The organism is Mesobacillus persicus (assembly GCF_900109925.1).
Classification (GTDB): domain Bacteria; phylum Bacillota; class Bacilli; order Bacillales; family Cytobacillaceae; genus Mesobacillus_B; species Mesobacillus_B persicus.
In genome coordinates, this window is the sequence record NZ_FOBW01000002.1 from 67512 (window position 1) to 93107 (window position 25596).

Sequence of the window (25596 nt, forward strand, 5' to 3'; positions counted from 1 at the left end):
CCGATCAATATTGAAAAACTGTGGAAAAGCACCTATCAAACAAAAATAGGTACTTTCCTCAATTATTTAACGTTAATATCGTTCACCTTAGCAAATTTCATAATTAAGGTAGCAAGAGCGCTCATCTGGTTGAGGCGATTCGCCCGGACTTCTTGATTTTCTGCCATAACCATTGTTCGCTCAAAATAACCATTAATGACAGGACCTAACGAGACTAACAATTGATAAAACTCAAATGCATCAATCCCTGTTTCTTCCGTTTTTGCAGCATCTAAATACTTTGCATAAAGAACATTCTCATCCTCATTTTCAAATAGTTCAGGATTGATATCTCCCATTACCTCTGCTTTACTGGCGATATTCACTACCCGGCTAAGCGATTCCATGCTCTCCTTAAATCCTTGTTCATCCTTTTTCATTTGAAGAACATTTGCTTTCTCAAGTAAACCAGGGATGTTTCGTAACCCACTTCCAAGAACGGCATCTATCAAGTCATAACGGACACCTTGTTCCTGAAGGAGGTGCTTCATCCTCATATTAAAGAAGTGATAAAGCTCCTTGAATATTTCCTCACTATCTCGTTTAGAGATTTCCGCTTCATTGACAAGATCTAAAGATAGACCTATTAGAATTTCAAGTGAAATATTCCAATTCTTGTTAACAAGCGTTTGAACTACACCTAACGCTTGTCTTCTTAGGGCATATGGATCCTGGGATCCACTTGGAATCACACCAATAGCAAAGAATGAAGTAATGGTATCCAGTTTCTCAGCAATTGCTACAACTGCTCCTGCGTCACTTTCAGCTGTTCCATCTTCAGCATTCCTAGGCATATAATGCTCATTGATTGCCCGAGCTACCGCCGGTTTCTCACCTTTTTGCAATGCATATTTTTCTCCCATGATTCCCTGTAGTTCTGGAAATTCATAAACCATTTGAGAGACTAAATCAAACTTACTGATTTCAGCAGCACGGTCAACAACTGCACGAGCATCCGTATCCAGTCCAATGCGTTCACTGATTAGGCTTGCTAGTTTTCTTACGCGCTCTGTTTTAACAGCAAGCGTCCCAATATCTTCGTGATAAACGATGTTCTTAAGCTTGGCCATTGAAGCTTCAATCGATTGTTTCTGATCTTCTTTATAGAAAAATGCTGCATCAGCTAATCTGGCGCGAAGGACCTTTTCATTCCCACGAGCTACCTTATCAAGATGAAGGTGATCACCATTTCTGACTGTAACAAAATACGGAAGCAGTTCTTCATTCTTCGATTTTACTGGGAAATATCTTTGGTGCTCCTTCATAGAGGTGATCAAAACTTCCTCTGGGATTTCTAGAAATTCCTGTTCAAACTTACCAAATAATGCGGTTGGATACTCGACGAGATTATTGACTTCTTCTAGTAGATCCTCATCGACTGGAATTGTCCAGTTATTCTCTTGTTCAATATTCTCGATTTGTGAAAGAATAGCTTTTTTCCTTTTGTCCGCATCGACAATTACATATTGGTTCAGCAAATCCGCTTCATAGTTCTCCGGCGAAGTAATTTCCACCTCTTCACCAAGGAATCGATGACCCATCGTTATATTATTAGAGGCGACACCCGTAATAGAAAAAGGAATTGTCTCGTTTCCAAACATGGCAACGATCCATTTGATTGGTCGAATATAGCGGAGCTCTTCATTAGCCCAGCGCATATTCTTTGGGAAGGTTAAGCCTGTAATAATATTTTTTAAATCTGGCAATAAATTTACCGTTTCTTGTCCTTCGATAAACTTCTTAACATGAGCGTATTCAACGCCTTTAATTTCCTTAAAATAAATATCTTCAACCGTCATTCCTTGCCCACGGGTAAACCCTTCCGCTGCCTTTGACCAAGTCCCATCAGCAGAAAGAGCTATTCTTTTAGCTGGCCCCTTGGCTTCCTCATGATTATCTTCTTGGCTCTCTGCTACGTCTGTAATAAGCACTGCTAATCGTCGGGGAGTGGAATATAGTTTTATCTCATTAAATTCAATATTTTTGTTAGATAACCAGGCTTTTAATTTCTCTGCCAGTTGGCTTATTGAATCGTTAATAAATCTAGCCGGCATTTCTTCAAGCCCAATTTCTACTAATAAATGACGCTTACTCATGTTCCGCCGCCTCCTTTCTCCCTAAAATTGGAAAGCCCAATTTCTCCCTTTCTTCATAGAACGTTTTTGCTACTTTTCTTGCTAGGTTGCGGCATCGACCGATATATCCGGTTCTCTCTGTAACAGAAATCGCTCCCCTAGCATCAAGAATGTTAAAGACATGAGAACACTTTAGAACATAATCATATGCTGGGTGAACAAGTCCGACCTCCATTTGTCGATGGGCCTCTTTTTCATAAATGCTAAATAGATTAAAGAGCATCTCTGGGTCAGATGTTTCAAATGTGTATTTAGAATGTTCGTACTCCGGCTGACCAAAGATATCCCGCACCGTAAAGCCTTCTGTCCATTCTAATTCAAAGACGTTTTCCTTATCTTGAATATAGGAGGCAAGCCTCTCGATTCCGTATGTAATTTCAACTGAAACTGGCTTACACTCAAGACCACCTACTTGCTGAAAATAAGTGAATTGCGTGATTTCCATACCGTCAAGCCAAACTTCCCATCCGAGTCCAGCACAACCAAGGGATGGGTTTTCCCAGTTGTCTTCCACAAAACGAATATCATGTTCGAGTGGGTTTATTCCCAAGGCCTTTAAAGAATCAAGGTATAGTTCTTGGATATTATCTGGCGATGGCTTCATAATCACCTGGAATTGATGATGTTGGTATAATCGATTGGGATTCTCACCATATCGACCGTCTGCTGGGCGCCTTGACGGTTCAACATACGCCACATTCCAAGGCTCAGGCCCAATCGCCCTTAGGAAAGTATAGGGACTCATCGTTCCTGCTCCCTTTTCTACATCGTAGGCTTGCATAAGGATACAACCTTGTTCAGACCAGTGTTTCTGCAAAGTTAAAATCATATTTTGGATATTCATGATTTGTAATAACACCTCCAAATATATTCGTTTTCAGGCAAAAACCAGCAGACATATAAAAAACTCCCGCCTCTATGCCTAAATAGCATAGGGACGAGAGTTACCCGCGGTTCCACCCTAATTGCTGTAATCATTTACAGCCTCTTTAAAATAAAGTTACTCCGGAACGCCATTCACTAATCCTCCGTACCTCGGCTTACACCATCCCGAGTTCGCTTTTACAGATAAGGTTAGCTACTCCTTTCCTTCAATGCAACATATGTAATTTAATAAGAATCATAGCGAAAACCAAAACAGTTGTCAATATTTAAGGCTCTTTTCTCTAATTTAAGATGCTTTAGGATTTCAATAACCATTTTAACGAGTAACCTAAAGCTTGTCTTTAAAACTATCCAACTGATTTAAGAATTTTTTTGTTTTTAAATGCAGTCCTGAATATTCCTCGTAATAAGCATTAATGACCTTTTTCAATTCTGCCTTTGTTTCAGGTTTTACGGAAATATTACCAAGCCTTGAGAGGTCCAATAAATAGAACAATCTTAGTAGTCGAACAGTAGCAGGAGTAATCTTATAATGATAAGGGTCCATTCCAACGCAGCGATGGCAAAGAAGACCTCCTTCTCTAATTGAAAAGGCAAAACTCCCTTCAGTACTACCGCAATTTACACAATGATCTAATACAGGATATAAACCTAAGACATTCAACATTTTCATCTCATAAATATGAACGAGTATATCCAAATCATAACCCTCATTCATATATTGCAACGTTTGCAACAGAAGTTCAAACAAGAAAGGATTGGGCTTTTTTTCTTCGGTGCTTTTATCGGTTAGATCGATTACATAACTAGCGTAAGCAGTTAAAAAGATATCCTCGCGAATGCTCCGCATCGACGAAATGATTTCCCCTTGTTGCAATCCACCAAGGCCTCTTCCTCTTTGAACTAAGTAATATCCATAAGTAAAAGGTTGGGTGACAGCAGTTAGGCGACTGTTTGTTTTTTTCGCCCCTCTTGCCATTACTCCAACCTTCCCCCATTCTCTTGTAAATAACGTAACGATTTTATTTGTTTCAGCATAATCTGTAGTTCTAATAACGATGCCTTCACATTTTTCCAGCATCAACCTCACCATCCATTGAGGGGAGACAAATCTATGAGAGGGGAAAATCCATTTGCGCTAGTTCTTCCTCCTGATTTTCGGGTATTTCTCGTGTCTCCTGCTCCAATTCCTTAAAGAGCAGATATGTGTCAATGTTACCTGTTTGAGAGAAGACCTTCCAGGTAAAATCCAACATCGAAACCCCACCTTTCATTAATTCGATACTAGCAATTTCAATCCCAAATCCTTAACATTATCATAGCCTGTCAATCCATTTTTCATGTGACACAAATATTGTAAAACGGTTGTATGCATAATTCATGTCTACATCTAATAAATTAATTAGGGCTTTAAAAAAAGCACCAACTCTACTTAATACTCATCTTCCCTAAACCCATAATCACGAAGATGTGATGCTCTATTTCTCCAGTCTTTTTGGACCTTAACCCATAATTCCAGAAACACTTTGCTTCCAAGTAAATTTTCGATATCCAATCTTGCACGTTTGCCAATCTCTTTTAACATACTACCTTGTTTACCGATGATAATGCCCTTCTGGGAATCTCGTTCCACTATGATTGTAGCCATAACATGGACATTATTTTTTTCTGGATTTCGTTCCATTTTTTCAATCATGACCGCTAAGGAGTGGGGAATCTCTTCACGTGTTAAATGAAGCGCTTTCTCCCTAATCAATTCCGATACGATGAATCGTTCAGGATGGTCTGTTACTTGATCCGCAGGATAATATTGTGGCCCTTCAGGCAAGTAAGCTTTGATTTGACCCAAAAGTGTTTCAATATTATTCCCCTCAAGTGCGGAAATAGGAATAATTTCTTTGAAATCGAACTTTTCTTTATACCCGTCTATTATTTTCAGAAGTTGGTCGGGGTGAACAAGGTCAATTTTATTAATAATTAGAAACACTGGGGTCCGAGTGTTTTCTAGCTTTTCAACAATAAATTCCTCTCCACGACCAAACCCTTCCTCAGCGTTAACCATAAACAAGACGAGGTCGACTTCCTTAAGGGTATTTTGCGCAACTTTCATCATAAAATCCCCAAGTCGATGTTTGGGCTTATGAATACCTGGCGTATCAATGAATACCATCTGTGCGTTATTTAAAGTTAGCACGCCTTGAACCTTATTACGAGTCGTTTGTGGCTTATCACTCATGATGGCAATTTTCTGACCAACAACTCTGTTTAAAAAGGTCGACTTCCCGACGTTAGGTCTGCCAATTATAGATATAAAACCTGATTTATAATCTTTGTCTTTATTCATTTAAATCCTCCGGTGAAAAAGCGCCTGGGAGTAAATCCTCAACCGTTAATTCTAATGTATCGCCTTTTAAATTGGTCAAAGTCACCCTCATGTCTTTCGGACATAGTTCTGAAATCACCTGGCGGCAAGCTCCACACGGAGAAACAGGGCGATCTGTATCAGCAATGACGGCAAGACCTTTAAATTTACGGTCTCCTTGTGCGAAAGCGCTAAAGATAGCCGTTCTCTCCGCACAGTTACACATGCTGTAAGCGGCATTTTCAATGTTACACCCATGATATACCTTTCCATCCTCTGTAAGCAAAGCAGCACCGACTTGAAATTTTGAGTATGGAACATAGGCCTTATCTCTTGCTTTTGTTGCTTCTTCAATCAACATTCTAACATCCATTTAATAACTTCCTTTCCACTATTTTACCTTACTTTGATGTTAATTTCACTGTTATTAACGAAAAAAAGTTAAAAATTTTAAATTTTCTAAAAATATACACCTATTCTTAGATGCTCTTAATTGTAACCTACTTTAATAGGCAGTTTCAATAAAGCACAAGTTACTAAAAGCTGCCCAGAAGGACAGCTAATGTAAAAATAAATCGATAAGTCTTGGTCCAAATATTAATAAACCAATCAAAACAGATGTGATGGCAAAAAACAACACAGCTCCTGCCGCGATATCCTTAGCCTGTTTTGCTAAAGGATGGTAATCTTCTGTTACAAGATCAACAACCCTCTCAATCGCACTGTTCATCATTTCTGCAGCAAGCATTCCCCCAACCATTATTAGAACAACTAACCATTCCATCAGCGTGATTGAAAGGCTGAATCCAAAAATAATCACCACGCCTGATAAAGTGAGATGAATTTTTATGTTTCGCTCTGCCTTGACTGCCACTACGATTCCAGATATGGCATAGTAAAATGAGTGAATAAATCGATGTTTTTTCCGATTACTTTTATCGTGTGAGCCCATACTCATCTAATATTTCCCTTTGTCTTGAGAACATAATCTTCTCATCTTCCTCTGTTTCATGGTCGTATCCTAGTAAATGCAAGAAACCATGTACAAGAAGAAATCCAATTTCCCTCATAAATGAATGGTTATATTCATCAGCTTGCTCCCTAGCCTTCGCCGTAGAGATGATAATGTCGCCAAGCACACGAGGAATATCTGCCCCAATTATTTCCATCTCCCCTTCACCAGTTTCTTCCAACGCGAAGGAGATGACATCTGTAGGTCGGTCTTTGTCACGATATTCCCGATTGATTTCATGAATTCTTTCATCCGTTACGAACGTAACCGATACCTCACTACCAGGTTCAACCATCTCTTTACTTGCAGCAAAATTTAAAAGGTTTTCTAATTCCTTTAAGTGCTCTTCACTAAACTCTTTTACTTCATCAAAAATGTCAATTTCCAAACTCATGCCTGCTTCACCTTCTGTTTTGTCATTTCTGGGTACTCAATGCGAGAATGGAAAATACCTTTTAAGGTCTCACAAAAGGATTCGCCAACTGTATCAAGCTCCTTTAACGTTATGTCACAATCATTCAACTGTCCGTCTTGAAGCCTGTCGGAAATAATATTTTTTACGAGTGCCTCAATCTGTTCGTGAGTTGGATTGGACATGGAGCGGACCGCCGCTTCAACGCTATCAGCTATGCCAATAATTGCAATTTCTTTCGTCTGTGCTCTAGGGCCTGGATAGCGGTAATCTGATTCTTTTGGTTCATTTCCATCCTGTTTTGCTTTATGATAAAAAAACTTTAACAGGGTTGTGCCATGATGTTGCTCAGCAATATCTACAATTTCTTTTGGCATTCTATTTTTTCTAAGCATCTCAGCACCGTCTGTTGCATGGGCGATGATGATATTCTTGCTGGTCAATGGAGGCAATTTATCATGCGGGTTCTCTATATTGATTTGATTTTCAATAAAGAACTGTGGCCGTTTCGTCTTGCCGATATCATGGTAGTAACATCCTACCCTCGCCAATAGTCCATTCGCACCAATCGCCTCACAGGCGGACTCCGCTAGGTTTGCAACCATCACACTATGATGATAGGTACCCGGAGCTTCCGTCAAAATCTTCCTCAATAATGGATGATTTGGATTTGATAGTTCGATTAACTTCATTGTCGATAACACCCCAAATCCAGCCTCAAAGAATGGAAGAAGACCGATTGTTAATACAGCTGAGGTTATTCCCGACAAGAAGGCAATCAACAAATTTATTCCATACTCAATCCCTGAGTATTGGCTGTTCCGTAATAAAACAAGCGCAATGATAACAAAAAGATTTACCATGGAAACAAATAAGCCTGCTTGAAGGATCTTAGCCCTCTGGTTCTGTTGTCTAAGATAAAGAATCCCTGCTAAGCCACTAGCAATAATGTAGATAGCCACAATCACATTCAATGTTCCGGTAATTCCTTGATTGAAGAGAATACTTCCAGATATCCCAAGAATTACCGCTTGAAAGATCGCCAAGCGTTCATTAATAAGAATCTTAATCAACATCGGTCCCATTGCAGCAGGGAAAACATAACCAATCTCCGAGTACTCAAACTCAGTAAATAGGCTCAAGAGCTTCATAATTAATAAAGCAGTAATAAAAATAATACTAAAGATTAAAAGCTGTTTTTGCCTGTTTTCCGTCCTGCCCATCTCATCAAAAATGAAAAACAACGAGCAAATAATGATAAAAATCAGCATCGCAAGACCAACAAAGGGCCTGACTGAGTTTTCATTGTCTAAGAGACCTGCCAGCTCTAGTTTTTGGTACAACTCCCTGCTAATTAACTGTCCTTCTTCAACTATAATTTGGCCTTCTAGGATTTTAACTGTTTCCACCCCATCACTTGCCTGTTGCCTGAGGTCTTCAGTAGCTTTCGGGTCATAGAACTCATTCTGAATGACCGCGAAACGTCCTAATTCGATAATAGCCTTTTTTACACCAGCATCTAAACTAGTGTATTTTAATTCCTCTTCCACTCGTTTCTTGGCATTCTCCACACCATCAGCAGGAATGCGATTACTCATCACATTATTTACAGCTGTCACCGTTAAATCTTGGGCAATTGCAAGATCATCCGGGTGGGCCTGAATCATCGCCGTGAATGTTTGATTAGAGACTTCATCTGTCACACCCGATGTAAGCTTTCCTTTTACCCTAGAGAGCTTCTCATCTACAATCTCAGACGTATTTTGGTTCTCGGCAACTTCTGAGTTCGCATCTTCAGATTCACTAAATTCTTTCTCCATTTCGCTATTTACTTCAGTTACTGAATCAAAAATAGACGTAATTAGATCAACTTGGTTTTGTGTATATTCCTTTTTCACCGTGTATACATCTTGCACCTGGTCTATAGCTTCCTGTTTCTTCCTTGCTGTATTCGCTTTATCTTCGACGGTAATCGGGGAACGGATTGTCTGATTAGCAATTGAAAACAAGGTTAAGTTCAACTTTTCCGGTTTCACATTGCTATACATGGATAAAAACATGACCAGCCCAAGGATAAGAAATAATAAAATCCGGAATAACCTAATGTTTAATAAGTTAAGGATAGACGTCATAGAGCGTTGCAACTTTTCCATTCCATACCTCCTTTCCCGTCCCGACACAGCTAGAACATAAGATAAATTTATTATAAACCTTCATTATTTTACATCATAACAGTTTTTTTGCGAACTTTCATCTCCATTCTAGGATACCCAGGATACATAACTTGGTCTAAAGCGTTTTTTACTCCTAAGGAAATAGCCTGCCCGAATGGACAGACTATTTCTCTTCCGTATTTTTCTCATATGCACGAATAATTCGAGCGACTAGAGGGTGGCGGACAACGTCTGATTGCCCTAGATGGATAAAGGATATTCCGTTAACCCCGTTAAGAATATTCTCAGCCATGATTAAACCCGACTTAACTCCTCTAGGTAGATCGACCTGAGTCTGGTCTCCGGTAATCACCATCTTCGAACCGAATCCAAGCCTTGTAAGGAACATCTTCATTTGAGCTTGGGTCGTGTTTTGCGCCTCATCTAAAATTACAAAGGCGTCATCCAATGTTCTTCCCCGCATATAGGCAAGGGGGGCAATTTCAATAGTCCCTCGCTCAATTAACCTTTGAGTGTGTTCCATTCCCAAGATATCATGCAAGGCATCATACAACGGTCGTAAGTAGGGATCAACTTTTTCCTTTAAATCGCCAGGGAGAAAGCCGAGGCTTTCTCCTGCCTCTACAGCTGGACGTGTCAAGATGATTTTGTTTACATTCCCATTTCTAAGTGCATTAACAGCCATCACAACTGCAAGGTAGGTCTTCCCGGTCCCAGCTGGACCAACCCCAAAAACTAAGTCATGACTTTTAATTGCGTTTATATAGTATCTTTGTCCAAGTGTTTTAACCCGTATTGGCTTTTGTTTTGAATTCTTGGCAATCTCTTCGTCATAAAGATCATTGAAATAGTCAAGTGTACCTTTTTCTGCCATTTGAACAGCATAAATGACATCTCTTTCACTTATATTAATTCCTTTTTTCACAACACCCATGAGCTTTTCAAGAACATTCTTTGCTAATTCAACCTTTTCAGGAGGACCTGAAAGGTTCACGGATTCACCTCTGGTTACCACCGAGATACCTAGTTCTTTTTCAACCGCTTTAAGGTTTGCGTCAGAGTTCCCAAACAACGCGATTGCTTCATCATGATTTACTAGTTGGACTTCCATTGTTTTTAAATCTTGAGTCATTCTTCGTCTCCTTGGATTATTGGTTGGCCTTCTGCTATATCTTCAACTATTTGAAAAAGAATTGATAATTTTACTTTACCATTGTTTATTGACTGATGTAAAATCTCTTCCCCTTTAATAGTAGCATCTTCAGGAATCTGACTTTTTATATCCTTTCTTGCTAAATCGGTTGCTTTTTTTATTGCTTCCTTTTCTGTATAAGTTCGATTGACCTCTTCCCTTTCACGGATCGTCCTTGTCCCAATCGTGATCGGAAGTTCCCATTTAAACAGTTTTAATCGGTGATCATTTGCCTCAATTTCAAATTCTTTAAACTTATGCTCCCCAAATCCCCAAAATGGTATTTCAGTATTAGCAATATTTAAATAGTACTTACGCCTTTCTTCCCCACTAAATACTTGAAACGTTGATTCTAAGGGGAGTTCTACCTGGGATCTATACCACGTCTCTCCCAGAATCTCACCTCTGGCCGCTACCGCCTTTTTTTCCTCTTCATTGCCGATTAAGCCTGAAACCAGTAATTGTCCCTTTTTAACCGTATCATTAATAGCTACAACTTGCTCACCTTCTTCAACAAACATCTTAACGATTGTTGCCTTCTTTTTGGCAATAAGGTTCTGAGCATCATATAGCTCAGGCTTTTCAGGTTCTTCCTTCTCGACCACCTGGAAATGGTATGTAGTCCCTTGCAACTCGACACCTACCCAAGTTAATGCTTTTACCTTATCAGTAAGTTCCTTTTGAATAACATCTACATTTTCAATGGTAAAATGGGGCTTTCCGATTTTCACTCCCATTTCGTCTAATTCTTTGCGAACTTGATACTCGGTAGCTGGACTTGCTCCCTTAATTTCAATTCCCCAAACCATGTTTGATAGGATTAAGAAAAGAATAAGAAAGGCAACAGCCCCGAATAAAAACCCACTGTTTGTCCATACCCTCCTTAAAAAGAAAGGGCCACCTGCCCTCTCGATAAACCGAATTTTACATTCCCCTTCTCTAGCAGGTCCCCTAAGCTTTTTTACATCCGTCACTTTAATTTGAAATGTGATTGCTTCTGTCCCATGTCTTTTTACATTCCAAATAAGAATTTCTTTTCTTGTTAACTGGTTTAAAAATCGTTCAATCCCTTTGCCAGTCACTTTAACTCTAACGATTCCAACGAAATGATTTATCCACTGATTTTTCATGCCCTTCCTCCTGAATCATTCATTGATATATATCACTTGGTCGATTTTTCCTTCAAGTAGGATCTCTTCTGGCAAAATCGTCTTTATGACAAACGCCTTCCCCTTAACAAGCAGCTGCCCTTGTTCAAGAAGCAGCCTAACCTCCCTATCAGAGAAAGCCAATAATCCACGGTGGTTTTCAATATAGATATGGATTTGACCAACCATAGTAATTCGGGGGAGGTCCATCATGACATCTGGTGGAAGATCCATTCTCTGAGTCATCCAATTACGTATAAGCTGGCTCCATTTTTTTGCCATAAAAAAAGAACCCCCTTTCATCTCATATGTATGAGTTGAAAAGGGGTTCTAGCACTTCTTTTTCATTAGAAAAGCACTTGTACACGGCTAGGGGCTAATTAGACAGAGCACACTCTCCTACCTCCGCCTTGCCGTACGGTACGGGTTACGTGACCTAGGTGGCTCTAACACTTGCGCCCAAGCGATTCCTTCGAGTAAACGGTCTGCCTCAGGGCTTAAATCTATGGATATTCCATCAGTTATTTCGTCCTTGTCCTTCTGAACCTGTACTGCAGGTTGGGGAGACTCATCTCTCTGTTTCGTAGCCGGAGGATGGGCAGCCGCCTCCCGTCGCTCTTGATATTTTTTTTGAATATCAATAAAAGGATTTTCCGGAACACTACTAGGTTCCCATTCATTTATAGGTTTTTCCGACTCTGGCCTTTCGGTCCTCATCGGTTGAAAAGGTTCTGCAGACATGGGGTCCTCCGAATGTGATGCAGGTCCTTGCTGTTCAGGGCGTATGGGCCTTTTCGGCTGTTGCTCCTGCTCTCCCTTCACCTTTTTGAAAAGGCTGGAGATCAAACCAATAAGGAGGAACAGTAAAATGGGATTTTCAAATATAAATTCCATCTAAGCTACCCCCTTTCACATCTAGAATCGCTTTTATTCATCCTTTTTCCCGTCTTTTTTACCGCCAGAAAGTTTACCAAACGAATCTCTCATATCGGTATCGGCAGAGATATTTTGTATATTCATGTAATCCATTACACCCATATTTCCTTCTCTTAACGCTTCCGCCATCGCCAACGGTACAGTTGCTTCTGCCTCGACTACCTTCGCTCTCATTTCCTCAACACGAGCCTTCATTTCTTGCTCTTGAGCTACGGCCATTGCACGACGCTCTTCCGCCTTAGCTTGAGCAATTTTCTTGTCAGCTTCAGCTTGTTCAGTTTGTAATTCTGCCCCAATATTTTTACCGATATCAACATCGGCGATATCAATCGAGAGGATTTCAAACGCTGTTCCTGCATCCAGTCCTTTTGATAAAACAGTTTGCGAGATCATATCAGGGTTTTCCAACACTTTTTTGTGATTAACAGAAGAACCAATCGTCGAGACAATCCCTTCACCAACACGGGCAACAATTGTGTCTTCTCCTGCTCCCCCGACAAGTCGATCGATATTTGCTCTTACAGTAATACGTGCTTTCGCCTTTACTTCAATTCCATCCATTGCCACACCGGCAATAAAAGGAGTCTCAATCACTTTTGGATTTACACTCATCTGGACAGCTTCAAGAACATCACGACCTGCAAGGTCAATGGCTGCTGCCCTTTCAAATGTAAGTTCAATATTGGCGCGGTGGGCAGCAATTAACGCATTAACAACGCGGTCTACATTCCCTCCGGCTAGATAGTGACTCTCAAGTTGATTCGTAGTAACACCTAGCCCAGCTTTATGAGCCTTAATTAACGGGTTAATAACTCGACTCGGGATAACCCGACGAAGCCTCATCCCAATTAATGTAAAAATACTCACTCGTACGCCAGCAGCTAATGCTGAAATCCACAGCATAACGGGTACAAACGTAAATAAAACACTAAGCAGTATTAAACCTATTACAACTGCAACTAATACAAAGATTGTGCTAGTAGTTAAAACCATACATTTTCCTCCGATCTAATAATTATTGCTCAGAAATTTCTCGAACGACAATTCGAGATCCTTCCGTTTTTACAATTTTTACTTTTTTATCCTTTTGAATGAAGCTACCCTCACTTACCACGTCTACTCGTTCATCGCCAACCTGGACTGTTCCTGACGGTCTAAGTGCGGTAAGCGTAGTTCCCTCAAGGCCAATCAAATCTGTCCGGTGATTGTTGGAAACATACCCGCTTTCAGTATTTGTAGAATCAGTTAAAATAATTTTCCTGAAAAATTTCATCTTTTTTCCCAACACCTTTACCATCAGGATTGAAACAAGCACAGACAAGACAAGCGCAATTAACAGGGAAATTCCCATATGGACAATATTTCCAGAAGCAAGGAAAAAGCTTGCGATAATAGCAATAAACCCGATAATTCCCGAAATACCACCTGGCACAAAGAATTCAAGAATCATCAAACCAATACCTATAGCAAAAAGAATGATTGCCTCATACCCGGCAAGTCCCGCCACCAAATGACCGTAAAAGAAGAGAAGAAGAGAGGATATCCCCATAAAGCCAGGTAACCCAAAGCCAGGAGAATATAGCTCTAGTACTAATCCCAGGCTGCCAATTGACATCAGAATCGGCACGACTACGGGATGAGTAATAAATCTGGCCAATTTCTCTGCAAAGCTTTCCTCAACAGTTTTGATCACAGGGTCTTCGTACCCTAGGACATCAATTAAATTCTCTAGGTTTGTAACTGTCCCTTCAGAGTAGCCAACCTCTAATGCCTGCTCAGTCGTCAGTGTTAACAGTTCACCTTTGCCTGCACCGTAATCAGGTAAATCCACATTCTCATCAGCCATTGCTAAAGCATAAATCGGGTCACGTCCTGATTCCTGTGCTGCACTACGCATCGCTGCAAGCCAGAATGATTGCGCCTTTTTATCTGCCGCGTTCCCTGCTTGGTCGATGACAGCCGCGGAACCCATAACAGCACCAGGCACCATATAAATCTCATCGGCATTTAACGATATAAAGGCCCCTGCAGATAATGCTTGCTTGTTCACAAAAGCAACTGTATGGATGTCCGTTGAAGTAAACAGTTTCCCAATATCACCCGCCGCATCTACGGCACCGCCAGGAGTATTCACATCAAAAATAATGGCAGAAGCATTATCGGCCTCGGCTTCAGAAACAGCTCTTTCTAAAAAAGCAAAAAGACCTTTTTCAACTGTAGCACTCACCGGAACAACATAAACCGTTTCACCTTGTGCCGCTGTATGTACAGGAGTACTCATGACAGCAAACCCAATAACCATGAAAAATATAATCGAGATCCGACTTAATTTCAAAATCCACCCCCCTCTCATTAACTTATTAAGCGGCTTCCTGTATTACGTTTATCATGCCCCGATAGTTTCATAAACTTTTATTAGTTTATACAATGGGACACCAAATTAATATGTATAGTTAAATCGTATCATAAGTATCCATGTTATGAACATATTAAAAAGCCGTAAGCAAAATGCTTACGGCCTGTGCTCACTTTTTTTATGAAAGGTGTTGTTGTACAAGTTTGTTAACGAGTGAGCCGTCAGCCTTTCCTTTTACTTTAGGCATGATTGCGGCCATTACTCTTCCCATCTCAGCTTTTGTAGATGCCCCGGTTTCAGCGATTGTTTCCTTAACAATAGTTGTTAATTCCTCTTCGCTAAGCTGCTTGGGCAAATAGGCTTCAACATAGGTGATTTCCATTCGCAATTTTTCTACAAGGTCATCACGACCTGCATTTTCAAATTCCTGGAGGGAATCTTTGCGTTGTTTCATTTCGCGAGAAAGTACGGTCAACTCTTCCTCTTCGGACAACTCCTGCTTCCCGAGCTTAAAAGCTTCGTTTTGCAAGGAAGACTTCAACATCCGAATTGTCATGAGTTTGTCTTTTTCCTTGTTCTTCATCGCTTGGACCATATTTTTATTTAAACGCTCGAGAAGACTCAAATGATTCCACCCTCTCTTAGAACTTGCGTTTTCTAGCAGCTTCAGACTTTTTCTTACGCTTTACACTAGGCTTTTCATAGAATTCGCGCTTTCTAGCTTCTTGAATTGTACCAGATTTTGATACAGTTTTTTTGAAGCGTCGAAGAGCATCTTCAAGCGATTCGTTTTTGCGAACAACAGTTTTAGACATTCTCTTTCCCTCCCTCCGAACACAACACACTTACATTAAAACACATGGATACCATGTACTTTGCAATTATAATATAACAGTTAAGTTAGGTCAACTGAATTTCGTGTTTAGATTTAATATTTATCTCAAGATTTTTATTCTCAAAATTCTGGCATGTCCACCCTCTGTTTTCATAGATATAGAATGAAAGGGTGGAGTCAATGATTTATTTAACGATGTTTATACTTTTTGTCAGCATTTTTCTTTTAGGAATGATGATGCTTAGAAAAGGGCTATTCAGCCTGTCAGCAGATTCAATGAAGGATTGGCTCGCAAGAATGACGGGGACCCCATTAAAAGGCCTCTTAGCGGGCGCGATTGTTACAGCACTTCTCCACAGCAGTTCAGCTGTCATGGTCCTCACAATTGGATTGATAAGTGCCGGTATGCTTACCTTTCGTCAATCAATTGGAATTATACTCGGGTCTAACATTGGAACAACTTTTACACTTGAGATAATAACCATTAATATTGATATCTTCATAGTTCCCCTTGCGGTCATCGGAGCAGCACTGATGGTACTGAGTAACGAACGATCACAAAATATAGGAAGAATCTCTTTTGGGATGGCAGCAGTATTTGCAGCGATGCGGGGATTTTCATATCTTGCTGTGCCGTTAACTTCTCTCCCAATTGTGGAACACACCCTTGAACAGTTAAACCATAGTCTATTCCTAAGTCTGGCAGCAGGAACAGTTTTAACGGCTATTATTCAATCTAGCACAGCGATGTCCGGAATCCTTATGGGGTTTTTATCAGAAGGTACCATTGAGTTTGCCTCGGCTCTTACTGCTATGCTTGGAGCCAATATTGGTACATGCGCAACTGCGTTGTTGGCATCCGCAGGTGCAGGAAAAGAAGCTAGACTGACAGCTTATGCTCATCTATGGCTGAATCTAGCTGGAACTTTAGCTTTTTTACCGTTTATAAATGATTATTCTTCAATCGCTCCTTTAACAGCTGAAAGAGTTGAAGTCCAACTTGCCCATGCTAGCGTTATATTTAATATTGTCTCTTCCATTCTGGTACTACCATTTGCTGATCGATTTGGGAAGTTGATTATCTATTTTCATGGGAAGGAACAGGTAAAATAAAGGCTCTTTTCTCAACCATTGTTGCTTGTTAAGCTGGTACTATGTGTCTAGGTTATCTATATAACCAGAAAAACAGCCTCCAATTGTTGTGAGAAAAAAGATCTGGGACTAGAGAGGTCAATCGTATCGGTAAAGGGATAGGCTAGGCATTTCGATGATAAATAGAGGGAAAAATTCCCCTAAAATAATAAATAGCACTGAAAACCCCTTAAATAGAGGGAGAGATTCCCCTTATTTAACACGAAAACGTCAAAATAGGTGATTTTGCCTTGTATAAGAGGAAAATCTCCCCTTATTTCACTAAAGTAGGGCCCTAATCTGCATTTAAGGGAAAAATCTCCCCTTATTTTTCTATAGCTGGTTACATAATTAACGACATGAACTTTTTTTAAAAGAGCTGTGGCAAGTTAGCTTAGAATTTTAACGACAATCTTTACGCAAACAGCCCAAATTAAAAAGGAATTGCCATATTCAGCAATTCCTTTTTATTTGGCTCAATTACAAGTAGGTTGATTTCCGCTCGAGACACTTTGCGGATCTTAGGGCAGTCCGGGAGCCTGTCAAGCTCCAATGCCTAGCCCCTCGCCTTACAACACAGCATTTTACTAGATTGCTGCTTTCTCTGTAACGATGTCCTCTTCGATCACTCGGACAAACTGCCCTTCGTTATATGGATATCCGACCTTCGTTAGTTTAACTTTAACGATTTTGCCAACCATATCTTCTGTTGCTTCTAAAATAACTTTTAGGTAATTATCCGTGTATCCAACATAATGACCAGGTTTATCATTGAATTCCTCTTCGGGAATCACTTCAAGGACTTCGTTTTCAAACTGTGAAGCATACTCCTTCGCCAGTTGATCAGAGAGTGCAATTAGGCGGTGAACACGATCGTTCTTGACGTCTTCATCCACTTGGTCTTCCATTCTGGCTGCTGGAGTACCTGTCCGTTTTGAGTAAGGGAAAACATGAAGCTCAGAAAATTTATGTTCCTTAATAAAGTTATAAGTGTCCATAAACTCTTCTTCAGTTTCACCTGGGAAGCCAACGATGACATCAGAGGTAACAGCGAGCCCTGGAAGGACTTCCTTTAAGCGTGTTAGACGCTCTGCAAAAAACTCCATCGTGTATTTCCGACGCATTCTTTTTAAGACAGTGTTAGACCCTGATTGGATTGGGATGTGCAAATGGCGCACAATGATATTGGATTTATCAATAACCTCAATGACTTCATCGGTAATTTGACTTGCCTCGATGGATGAAATTCGTAGGCGCTTTAGTCCTACTACTTTCGCTTCAAGATCTGTAAGCAAAGAAGCAAGATTATAATCCTTCATGTCTTCTCCATAGCCACCTGTATGAATACCAGTCAGTACAATCTCCTTATATCCTGCATCAACAAGCTGCTGAGCTTGGTGGATGACTTCCTGCGGGTCACGAGATCTCATTAGGCCACGAGCCCAAGGGATAATACAGAATGTGCAAAAGTTATTGCACCCTTCCTGAATCTTAAGGGATGCTCTCGTTCTGTCTGTAAACGCAGGAACATCTAATTCTTCATAGACACGGTTTTTCATAATGTTTCGCACGCCATTAATAGGTTGACGCTCTATTTTATATTGTTCAATGTATTCTAGCATTTTCACCCGATCTTGGGTTCCAACAACGATATCCACTCCAGGAATCGCCATAATTTCAGCTGGAGAAGTTTGAGCATAACAACCAGTTACGCAAATTACCGCATCTGGGTTTTTCCGAACGGCACGACGAATCACTTGTCGGCTCTTCTTATCTCCAGTGTTCGTTACTGTACATGTATTGATAACATAAACATCCGCGCTAGATTCAAATTCAACACGGTCATAGTTCTGTTCCTTAAATAATTGCCAGATTGCCTCTGTTTCATAATGATTTACTTTACAGCCAAGTGTATGGAATGCAACTGTAGCCATCATTTTCACCTCATTAATTCAAAATGGTAGGACGCTGCAGAGAGCAAATAAAGCGGTGCAGTTTCTGTCCTTAAAATACGGGGGCCTAGACCGCAGGAAAGGAATCCTTGAGCTCGAAGAGTTTCCGTTTCCTTACCAGTCAAACCGCCTTCAGGGCCAAATACAACTAACAATGATTGCTTTGGCTGAATCTTTCTTAACACTTCAGAAAGGACGGACGCCTCCCCTTGCCTTGCCTCTTCCTCGTATGCAATTACTTTATAATCAAAGCTAGCCCCAAGGTCAATTAAATCCCTAAACGTTTTGGGCGCAGTAATTTCGGGTACATGGTTACGGTGTGATTGTTCCGCTGCTTCTTTAGCAATCTTTTGCCAGCGGTCAACTTTTTTGTTGCTTTTCTTCTCATCCCATTTAACTACAGAGCGAGCTGCAACAAAAGGGACAAATCCAAAGGCCCCGAGCTCAGTCCCTTTTTGGATGATCCACTCGAGTTTATCCCCTTTGGGCAGTCCGCTCGCAATTGTAATTTGAACAGGAAGCTCGGAAGATTCCTTATACCATTCTACAATGTTAGCGACTGCTTGTTCAGCGGTAATTTCTGCAATTTCGCAAAGTGCACTTTCTCCATTCGGAGAAACACAAATAACTTGATCGCCTTCCTTCATCCTCATAACCCTGACAATATGATGGTAATCATCATCAAAGATATGAAAACGTCCATCGTCAGAAGAAGGCCCATTCACAAAATAGCGCTGCATTCTTGCACCATCCCTTAGTTATTAGATAAGAGTTCATTTTCATTTTTCCAGACTGTTATCCAAAATCATGTTGCTTTTACAGAGTGTAAAAAAATAAGTTGATTGGAGCGGAAGGTGCGAGACTCCTGCGGGAGCAGCGGGACAGATGAGACCCCACAGGCGCCTCGGCGCCGAGGCGCCGAGGAGGCTCATCGCCCGCCCCGCGGAAAGCGAGCATCCTGGAGAGGAAATCAACGACCCACTTTACAATGCAACAAACGTACGAAGACAGTCTTTACAAAAAGAAAAAAGGGGATTGAGAAATACCCCTTTCCCCATAAATTAATTTTTAGCGATAATGGCAACCCAATCTTCCATCACGATTGTTTCTTCAATCGTGAAGCCCGCTTTCAGAATCGCATCCTTGACTACATCTTTCTTCTGCTCAATGATTCCTGAAGAAATAAAGTATCCATCTTTTTTAACAATTTTTTTTGCGTCATCTACGAATCGAAGAATAACCTCTGCAAGGATATTCGCGACGACAATATCCTTTTCGCCTTCAACACCCTCAAGTAGGTTGTTTTGGCGAATATCAACGACGTCCTGCACTTTGTTGAGTTCTGCATTTTCTCTTGCAACATGGACAGCCACTTCGTCAAGGTCGAGTGCCTCAACCTTCTCAGCACCAAGTTTGGCCGCAGCAATGCTAAGCACACCTGAACCTGTTCCAACATCTACAATTCGATCACCTGACTTAACTGTTCGTTCGAGTGCTTGAATACATAAGACAGTAGTCGGATGTGTTCCTGTCCCAAATGCCATGCCTGGGTCTAGTTCAATGATTAACTCATCACTAGAGACGGGGGTATACTCCTCCCATGTTGGAACAATCGTAAACTTTTCCGAGATTTTCACAGGATTATAATATTTTTTCCAAGCCGTCGCCCACTCTTCTTCATGAACCTCATTGAGTGATACTTTATTTTCACCAAGATCAATATTATAGGCGGAGAGCTGATTAATTGCTAATTTTATTTCATCGACAGTTTCCCCTAAAAAACTATTAACGGGAAGATAGGCTTTTACAATTACACCTTCCTCAGGGTAATCTTCTGGATTGAGTTGATAGATTTCTCCGAATTGGTCCTCCCTCTCTTTTACTAGATCTAACGGGTCTTCAATAACGACCCCGCTAGCTCCTGCCTCATGCAATATATTAGAGATCGGCTCAACCGCTTCATTTGTAGTTAATATGCCGATTTCAGACCATTTCATAAAAACTCGCTCCTTCTTTACTCACCCTTAAAGGCTCTTTTTACTTTAGAGAAGAACCCTTGTTCATGTTCTCCTTGAGGGGACTGACCACTTATTTCTGCATATTCTCTTAATAACTGCTTTTGTTTCTCAGATAGCTTTGTCGGTGTAACGACTTTCACGATAATATGCTGATCACCAGTACCATAGCCTCTTACATTCGGGACACCTTTGCCTTTTAAGCGGAATCTAGTCCCAGTTTGAGTACCAGCTGGTACCTTTAATTTTACTTTTCCATGGACAGTAGGTACCTCAATCTCATCACCTAAAGCTGACTGAACAAAGGTAATCGGCATTTCACAATAGATATCATCGCCATCACGTTCAAAGAATTCGTGTGAACGAACATGGAAGACAATATATAGATCTCCAGGAGGTCCACCATTGATTCCAGGCTCACCTTTTCCTGGAACCCTTAGTTGCTGGCCATCGTCAACTCCTGCAGGAATTTTAACATGGATTTTATGACGTGTTTTCACTTTGCCACTACCGGAACATGTACGGCATTTTTCTTTTATTTCTTTACCTGTTCCACTACAGTATGAACAAACTCGACGATTTACAATCCTACCGAACGGAGTGTTCTGTTGAATATTCAATTCTCCGGTTCCATTACAGTGGCTACAAGTGTCTACCTTTGTCCCAGGCTTTGCACCTGAACCATCACAGGTATCACATGTTTCTTCCCGAGGGATCTCAATGTCTGTCTCTTTGCCAAATACGGCCTCATTAAAAGCTAGCGTCATAGAAAATTGTAAATCGGCACCTTGTCGTGGTGCGTTTGGATCTCTTCTTCTCCCGCCGCCACCGCCGCCAAAGAAGCTATTAAAGATATCCTCAAACCCGCCAAAACCGCCGCCAAAGTCACCGCCACCAAACCCTTGGTTCGGATCGGTATGACCGAATTGGTCATAATGCGCTTTTTTCTGATCATCACTTAAAACTTCATAGGCTTCCTTTACTTCCTTAAACTTTTCATCAGCATCGGGTTCTTTATTGATGTCCGGATGATATTTTTTCGATAACTTACGATAGGCTTTTTTTATTTCGTCTTTTGAAGCCCCTTTGCTAACTCCAAGAACGTCATAGTAATCCCGTTTACTCATATTTAAACACTCCCGATTCTTTTCACATAAAGGTAATTTTACCATCCACGACTTAAAGAGTGCAATATATTAATACTGCAGCTGCTTCGTGTTATGTTTTCGTTCCACCTACTTTTTTAAGCCAAATGAGCAAGCAATAGATGAAAAACACTAGGACTCATTTGTACACTAGTTAAAACTTCACCAATACCATTACTATTTGCCTTCAATTGGTAAATAAAAAGTCAAAGCCAAGAAAGACCTGACTTTGACTTTAGGGTAACAATGCTTATTTTTTATCGTCTACTTCTTCGAATTCAGCATCGACAACATTATCTTTATTGGCTGCGCCTTCTTCACCTTGAGCAGCTTGTTGCGCTTGTGCAGCTTCTTCATAAAGCTTCATTGTCAAGGCTTGAACGATTTCTTGTAATGCATCCTTCTTCGTACGGATTTCTTCAAGTTCATTTTTCTCAATAGCAGCTTTTAGTTCATCTTTTGCTTCATTCGCTTTTGCTACTTCCGCTTCGTCTACTTTTCCTTCAAGATCCTTAAGGGTCTTTTCAGTTGTAAACACTAGCTGATCTGCTTCGTTACGGATTTCAACCTCTTCTTTACGTTGCTTATCCGATTCTGCGTTTTCTTCTGCTTCTCTTACCATTTTTTCAATCTCATCATCAGATAACCCTGTTGAAGATTTAATAGTAATTGCTTGTTCTTTGTTTGTTCCCAAATCTTTTGCACGAACATTAACAATACCATTTTTATCAATATCAAAGCTAACTTCAATTTGTGGGACACCACGTGGAGCTGGTGGGATCTCAGCCAACTGGAAACGGCCTAATGTTTTATTATCCCCAGCCATTGGGCGCTCCCCTTGAAGAACGTGAATATCTACCGCAGTTTGGTTATCAGCCGCAGTTGAGAAAACCTGCGATTTAGAAGTAGGGATGGTTGTATTACGTTCAATCAATTTAGTAAATACGCCACCCATAGTCTCAATACCTAATGATAGTGGTGTAACATCAAGCAAGACTACATCTTTTACATCACCGGTAATAACGCCACCCTGGATTGCAGCACCCATTGCGACAACTTCATCAGGGTTAACACCTTTATGAGGATCTTTGCCAACTTCTTTTTTAATTGCTTCCTGCACGGCAGGAATACGAGTAGATCCACCAACTAGAATTACTTTATCAATCTCTGATGCGCTTAAACCAGCATCGCGCATTGCTTGACGAGTTGGACCCATTGTACGCTCAACAAGATCAGATGAAAGCTCATCGAATTTTGCACGTGTCATTGAAACTTCTAAGTGTAGCGGTCCAGCTTCCCCCGCAGTGATAAATGGTAAAGAAATTTGGGTAGAAGTAACACCTGAAAGGTCTTTTTTCGCTTTTTCAGCAGCATCTTTTAAACGCTGTGTAGCCATTTTATCTTTGGAAAGGTCAATGCCGTTATCCTTCTTGAATTCTGATACCAAGTAATCAATGATGACTTGGTCAAAATCGTCACCACCAAGACGGTTATCACCTGCAGTTGCCTTTACTTCAAAAACACCATCTCCTAGTTCAAGAATGGAGACATCAAAAGTTCCGCCCCCAAGGTCATAAACTAGTATTGTTTGATCTTCATCTGTTTTATCCATTCCATATGCAAGCGCTGCAGCTGTTGGTTCGTTGATGATACGCTCAACTTCAAGGCCTGCAATCTTCCCTGCATCTTTTGTCGCCTGACGCTCTGCATCGTTGAAATATGCAGGAACAGTAACAACGGCCTTTGTTACAGGTTCACCAAGGTAATCTTCAGCATATGACTTTAAATATTGAAGAATAATCGCAGAAACTTCCTGTGGTGTATATTTCTTACCATCAATTTCTTCTGTGTGTGCTGTACCCATATGACGTTTAATTGACATGATTGTGTTAGGGTTTGTGATACTTTGGCGCTTAGCCACTTCCCCAACTTGTCGTTCTCCATTTTTAAAAGCAACTACGGACGGAGTTGTACGGTTACCTTCTGGATTCGGGATAACTTTTGCTTCTCCACCTTCAAGTACGGCAACACATGAATTTGTTGTTCCTAAGTCGATTCCAATTACTTTGCTCATGGAAATACCTCCCCACTAATATGTAAACATTCTATTATTGATTTACTTTTACCATTGAAGGACGGATTACCCTGTCCTTTAACATGTATCCCTTTTGAAATTCAGCCACAACTATGTTGGGCCCATAATTTTCATCACTTTCTTGCATGACTGCTTGGTGGCGATGTGGATCAAACTCCTGTCCAACCGCTTCTATAGCCTCGACACCTTCTTTCTGAAGTGCCACTACAAGGCTTTGATAGACCATTTCCATTCCCTTTTGAAGAGATTTAGTCTGTTCATTATCTGACTCAGTCTGCAATGCTCGTTCAAAATTGTCAAGTGCTGGTAGTATATCGGAAACAAGACTTTGCGCACGATACTTCGCACTAGCCTCAAGGTCAAGTCTAGACCTGCGACGGAAATTATCGAAATCAGCTTGAAGGCGTAGGTAGCGGTTCTCCGCATCTTCCAGCTTTGCTTCTAATTCAGCAACTTTCGGGTTAACCTCTTCAGCTTGCGGCTCTTCAACTTGATCAGCCTGCTCAGCAAAAACCTCTTCCACTTCTTGCTCCTGCTGTTTCTCTTCAGTCTGTTCCATTTCTGATGTCATGTTGTTTTTTTCTTCCATGATCTTGATTCACCTCCCTTAAAGTAGAAAATAATACAGGGTGAGATTATCTAAAAGGTAATTAAAATTTACATGGCAAGGGATGGAACAATCGGTTCCACCCTTAACAATATCTCCATGCTCAATTATTTTGATACAAATCTGTCAGAACCTTGGATAAATCAGCACTAATAAATTCAAGCAAACTAATCACCCGAGAATATTCCATCCTCGTAGGACCTAGAACAGCAATGGTTCCTAGCTTTTCACTTCCAATAGAATAGGTAGCCGTAATTAAACTGCAATCTTCCATCGCCGAGTTGTCGTTCTCCCTACCAATCTTGACATTGAGTCCTTTAGGGTTTCTGCGAATAAGCTGAGAGATCCCGTCCTCCTGCTCAATCATGGCCATCAAGTTACGAATCTTTTCAATATCATTAAAATCAGGTAGGTTTAACATATTTGTTTTCCCACCAAAGAACACTTTATCACTAGCTGGTATCGAAAGGGTTTCTGAAATCGACCCCATTAACACATCATAACTTTTGATATGTTGTCGTAAAATCGATGCCACTTCTTTATAAATTCTGCCATTTAAATTTATTAAAGGTACCCCAGCCAAGCGTTCATTTAAGATATTAACCATCTTTTCAACATCCCCAGGATCAACAGATGCTGGGAAATGAAAGACTCGGTTTTCAACATGACCTGTGTCCGTAACGATAATCGCGATGGCTGTATCCTGATTCAAGGGGACAATTTGTATCCTTTTCAGCTTATTGTTATTTACTGCAGGACCAAGGACAATGGATGTGTAACTCGTAAGCTCGGATAGAATCTTTGCCGATTTTTGAACTATTTTTTCTAGCTCGTATATTTGTTCAGCAAAAATCGATCTGACAGACTGAATCTCCGACCGATTTAGTTTCTGCGGAAGAAGTAAATGGTCGACATAGTATCGATACCCCTTTTCGGAAGGAATCCTTCCTGATGAGGTGTGTGTCTTTTCAATAAAACCGAGTTCCTCCAAATCAGCCATTTCGTTTCTAACGGTAGCCGAGCTGAATGAAATCTCATCTTTTTTCGACAAGCTTCTCGATCCCACCGGCTGTGCGGTGCGGATAAAGTCATCAACAATTACCTGTAAAATCAATACTTGCCGGTCTGTTAACAACACTCATCACCTCTGTTAGCACTCTTATAT

25 protein-coding genes and 1 other annotated feature are annotated in these 25596 nt (G+C 40.6%); of the genes, 1 reads left to right on the forward strand and 24 read right to left on the reverse strand.

Annotation, left to right across the window (positions count from 1 at the left end):
* Positions 1–62: 62 nt before the first annotated feature.
* From glyS to rpsU, 17 genes are all read right to left on the reverse strand, one after another.
* Positions 63–2135: a glycine--tRNA ligase subunit beta gene (gene glyS, locus BMX30_RS02920; RefSeq protein ID WP_090741040.1), complete on the reverse strand. Its 2073-nt coding sequence runs from the start codon at positions 2133–2135 to the stop codon at positions 63–65.
* Positions 2128–3018 (reverse strand): glycine--tRNA ligase subunit alpha, encoded by an 891-nt coding sequence (glyQ, locus tag BMX30_RS02925; RefSeq protein WP_090741042.1) that lies wholly within the window; start codon positions 3016–3018, stop codon positions 2128–2130. The genes glyS and glyQ overlap by 8 nt, the downstream gene beginning before the upstream one ends.
* Before the next feature lie 86 nt (positions 3019–3104).
* Positions 3105–3278: a binding site (T-box leader), on the reverse strand.
* Positions 3279–3387: 109 nt separating this feature from the next.
* Entirely contained in the window at positions 3388–4140 is a 753-nt protein-coding gene (gene recO, locus BMX30_RS02930; protein WP_090741044.1) for a DNA repair protein RecO, read from the reverse strand.
* Positions 4141–4171: 31 nt separating this feature from the next.
* Entirely contained in the window at positions 4172–4315 is a 144-nt protein-coding gene (locus tag BMX30_RS02935) for a YqzL family protein (RefSeq protein ID WP_090741046.1), read from the reverse strand.
* Between the two features lie 176 nt (positions 4316–4491).
* The gene (gene era / locus BMX30_RS02940; protein ID WP_090741048.1) at positions 4492–5403 is read right to left on the reverse strand and encodes a GTPase Era; all 912 of its coding nucleotides are present in this window, start codon (positions 5401–5403) and stop codon (positions 4492–4494) included.
* The gene (locus tag BMX30_RS02945; protein ID WP_090741050.1) at positions 5396–5794 is read right to left on the reverse strand and encodes a cytidine deaminase; all 399 of its coding nucleotides are present in this window, start codon (positions 5792–5794) and stop codon (positions 5396–5398) included. The genes era and BMX30_RS02945 overlap by 8 nt, the downstream gene beginning before the upstream one ends.
* A 186-nt stretch (positions 5795–5980) precedes the next feature.
* Positions 5981–6379 carry a diacylglycerol kinase family protein gene (locus tag BMX30_RS02950; protein WP_090741052.1) on the reverse strand — a complete coding sequence of 133 codons (399 nt, stop codon included), beginning with the start codon at positions 6377–6379 and terminating at the stop codon, positions 5981–5983.
* Positions 6357–6827 (reverse strand): rRNA maturation RNase YbeY, encoded by a 471-nt coding sequence (ybeY, locus tag BMX30_RS02955; RefSeq protein WP_090741054.1) that lies wholly within the window; start codon positions 6825–6827, stop codon positions 6357–6359. Before ybeY ends, BMX30_RS02950 begins: the two co-directional genes overlap by 23 nt.
* A complete protein-coding gene (locus BMX30_RS02960) occupies positions 6824–8998 on the reverse strand; it encodes an HD family phosphohydrolase (RefSeq protein WP_090741056.1) in 2175 nt (724 codons plus the stop codon). The genes ybeY and BMX30_RS02960 overlap by 4 nt, the downstream gene beginning before the upstream one ends.
* Positions 8999–9182: 184 nt before the next feature.
* Positions 9183–10151, reverse strand: coding sequence for a PhoH family protein (locus BMX30_RS02965; protein ID WP_090741058.1), 969 nt, complete (start codon positions 10149–10151; stop codon positions 9183–9185).
* Positions 10148–11341 carry a sporulation protein YqfD gene (yqfD, locus tag BMX30_RS02970; RefSeq protein ID WP_090741059.1) on the reverse strand — a complete coding sequence of 398 codons (1194 nt, stop codon included), beginning with the start codon at positions 11339–11341 and terminating at the stop codon, positions 10148–10150. Before yqfD ends, BMX30_RS02965 begins: the two co-directional genes overlap by 4 nt.
* A gap of 15 nt (positions 11342–11356) precedes the next feature.
* A complete protein-coding gene (gene yqfC / locus BMX30_RS02975; RefSeq protein WP_090741061.1) occupies positions 11357–11641 on the reverse strand; it encodes a sporulation protein YqfC in 285 nt (94 codons plus the stop codon).
* 117 nt (positions 11642–11758) lie between these two features.
* Positions 11759–12253 carry a hypothetical protein gene (locus BMX30_RS02980; protein WP_090741064.1) on the reverse strand — a complete coding sequence of 165 codons (495 nt, stop codon included), beginning with the start codon at positions 12251–12253 and terminating at the stop codon, positions 11759–11761.
* Between the two features lie 33 nt (positions 12254–12286).
* On the reverse strand, positions 12287–13288 hold the full coding sequence (gene floA / locus BMX30_RS02985) for a flotillin-like protein FloA (protein ID WP_090741066.1): 1002 nt from the start codon (positions 13286–13288) through the stop codon (positions 12287–12289).
* 22 nt (positions 13289–13310) lie between these two features.
* Positions 13311–14630, reverse strand: coding sequence for an NfeD family protein (locus tag BMX30_RS02990; RefSeq protein WP_425283731.1), 1320 nt, complete (start codon positions 14628–14630; stop codon positions 13311–13313).
* A gap of 199 nt (positions 14631–14829) precedes the next feature.
* Positions 14830–15276: a GatB/YqeY domain-containing protein gene (locus tag BMX30_RS02995; RefSeq protein WP_090741068.1), complete on the reverse strand. Its 447-nt coding sequence runs from the start codon at positions 15274–15276 to the stop codon at positions 14830–14832.
* A 16-nt stretch (positions 15277–15292) separates the two neighbouring features.
* Positions 15293–15466, reverse strand: a complete 174-nt coding sequence (gene rpsU / locus BMX30_RS03000; protein ID WP_090741070.1) for a 30S ribosomal protein S21 — start codon at positions 15464–15466, stop codon at positions 15293–15295.
* Positions 15467–15666: 200 nt separating this feature from the next.
* On the opposite strand from rpsU, the gene BMX30_RS03005 reads away from it, so the two are divergent.
* On the forward strand, positions 15667–16599 hold the full coding sequence (locus BMX30_RS03005) for a Na/Pi symporter (protein ID WP_090741072.1): 933 nt from the start codon (positions 15667–15669) through the stop codon (positions 16597–16599).
* 605 nt (positions 16600–17204) lie between these two features.
* Here BMX30_RS03005 and mtaB read toward each other — a convergent pair.
* The 7 genes from mtaB to hrcA all read right to left on the reverse strand — a co-directional run bounded on the left by mtaB (position 17205) and on the right by hrcA (position 25566).
* A complete protein-coding gene (gene mtaB / locus BMX30_RS03010; RefSeq protein ID WP_090741831.1) occupies positions 17205–18551 on the reverse strand; it encodes a tRNA (N(6)-L-threonylcarbamoyladenosine(37)-C(2))-methylthiotransferase MtaB in 1347 nt (448 codons plus the stop codon).
* A gap of 5 nt (positions 18552–18556) precedes the next feature.
* On the reverse strand, positions 18557–19309 hold the full coding sequence (locus tag BMX30_RS03015; protein ID WP_090741074.1) for a 16S rRNA (uracil(1498)-N(3))-methyltransferase: 753 nt from the start codon (positions 19307–19309) through the stop codon (positions 18557–18559).
* Between the two features lie 321 nt (positions 19310–19630).
* The gene (gene prmA / locus BMX30_RS03020) at positions 19631–20566 is read right to left on the reverse strand and encodes a 50S ribosomal protein L11 methyltransferase (protein ID WP_090741076.1); all 936 of its coding nucleotides are present in this window, start codon (positions 20564–20566) and stop codon (positions 19631–19633) included.
* A 17-nt stretch (positions 20567–20583) separates the two neighbouring features.
* On the reverse strand, positions 20584–21711 hold the full coding sequence (dnaJ, locus tag BMX30_RS03025) for a molecular chaperone DnaJ (protein WP_090741078.1): 1128 nt from the start codon (positions 21709–21711) through the stop codon (positions 20584–20586).
* A 268-nt stretch (positions 21712–21979) separates the two neighbouring features.
* Positions 21980–23803 carry a molecular chaperone DnaK gene (gene dnaK / locus BMX30_RS03030; protein ID WP_090741080.1) on the reverse strand — a complete coding sequence of 608 codons (1824 nt, stop codon included), beginning with the start codon at positions 23801–23803 and terminating at the stop codon, positions 21980–21982.
* Between the two features lie 34 nt (positions 23804–23837).
* On the reverse strand, positions 23838–24413 hold the full coding sequence (grpE, locus tag BMX30_RS03035) for a nucleotide exchange factor GrpE (protein WP_090741082.1): 576 nt from the start codon (positions 24411–24413) through the stop codon (positions 23838–23840).
* A gap of 121 nt (positions 24414–24534) precedes the next feature.
* The gene (gene hrcA, locus BMX30_RS03040) at positions 24535–25566 is read right to left on the reverse strand and encodes a heat-inducible transcriptional repressor HrcA (RefSeq protein ID WP_090741084.1); all 1032 of its coding nucleotides are present in this window, start codon (positions 25564–25566) and stop codon (positions 24535–24537) included.
* Positions 25567–25596 lie beyond the last annotated feature (30 nt).

Bases quoted from the DNA above. Each gene is read 5' to 3' on its own strand.
- BMX30_RS03015 (WP_090741074.1), bottom strand. From the start codon at position 19,309: ATGCAGCGCTATTTTGTGAATGGGCCTTCTTCTGACGATGGACGTTTT.
- BMX30_RS02945 (WP_090741050.1), bottom strand. From the start codon at position 5,794: ATGGATGTTAGAATGTTGATTGAAGAAGCAACAAAAGCAAGAGATAAG.
- glyQ (WP_090741042.1), bottom strand. From the start codon at position 3,018: ATGAATATCCAAAATATGATTTTAACTTTGCAGAAACACTGGTCTGAA.
- era (WP_090741048.1), bottom strand. From the start codon at position 5,403: ATGAATAAAGACAAAGATTATAAATCAGGTTTTATATCTATAATTGGC.
- dnaK (WP_090741080.1), bottom strand. From the start codon at position 23,803: ATGAGCAAAGTAATTGGAATCGACTTAGGAACAACAAATTCATGTGTT.
- glyS (WP_090741040.1), bottom strand. From the start codon at position 2,135: ATGAGTAAGCGTCATTTATTAGTAGAAATTGGGCTTGAAGAAATGCCG.
- BMX30_RS02980 (WP_090741064.1), bottom strand. From the start codon at position 12,253: ATGGAATTTATATTTGAAAATCCCATTTTACTGTTCCTCCTTATTGGT.
- ybeY (WP_090741054.1), bottom strand. From the start codon at position 6,827: ATGAGTTTGGAAATTGACATTTTTGATGAAGTAAAAGAGTTTAGTGAA.
- BMX30_RS02950 (WP_090741052.1), bottom strand. From the start codon at position 6,379: ATGAGTATGGGCTCACACGATAAAAGTAATCGGAAAAAACATCGATTT.
- yqfD (WP_090741059.1), bottom strand. From the start codon at position 11,341: ATGAAAAATCAGTGGATAAATCATTTCGTTGGAATCGTTAGAGTTAAA.
- BMX30_RS02960 (WP_090741056.1), bottom strand. From the start codon at position 8,998: ATGGAAAAGTTGCAACGCTCTATGACGTCTATCCTTAACTTATTAAAC.
- BMX30_RS02935 (WP_090741046.1), bottom strand. From the start codon at position 4,315: ATGTTGGATTTTACCTGGAAGGTCTTCTCTCAAACAGGTAACATTGAC.
- mtaB (WP_090741831.1), bottom strand. From the start codon at position 18,551: ATGGCTACAGTTGCATTCCATACACTTGGCTGTAAAGTAAATCATTAT.
- rpsU (WP_090741070.1), bottom strand. From the start codon at position 15,466: ATGTCTAAAACTGTTGTTCGCAAAAACGAATCGCTTGAAGATGCTCTT.
- dnaJ (WP_090741078.1), bottom strand. From the start codon at position 21,711: ATGAGTAAACGGGATTACTATGACGTTCTTGGAGTTAGCAAAGGGGCT.
- yqfC (WP_090741061.1), bottom strand. From the start codon at position 11,641: ATGGCAAAAAAATGGAGCCAGCTTATACGTAATTGGATGACTCAGAGA.
- grpE (WP_090741082.1), bottom strand. From the start codon at position 24,413: ATGGAAGAAAAAAACAACATGACATCAGAAATGGAACAGACTGAAGAG.
- recO (WP_090741044.1), bottom strand. From the start codon at position 4,140: ATGCTGGAAAAATGTGAAGGCATCGTTATTAGAACTACAGATTATGCT.
- BMX30_RS03005 (WP_090741072.1), top strand. From the start codon at position 15,667: ATGATTTATTTAACGATGTTTATACTTTTTGTCAGCATTTTTCTTTTA.
- prmA (WP_090741076.1), bottom strand. From the start codon at position 20,566: ATGAAATGGTCTGAAATCGGCATATTAACTACAAATGAAGCGGTTGAG.
- floA (WP_090741066.1), bottom strand. From the start codon at position 13,288: ATGGTTTTAACTACTAGCACAATCTTTGTATTAGTTGCAGTTGTAATA.
- BMX30_RS02965 (WP_090741058.1), bottom strand. From the start codon at position 10,151: ATGACTCAAGATTTAAAAACAATGGAAGTCCAACTAGTAAATCATGAT.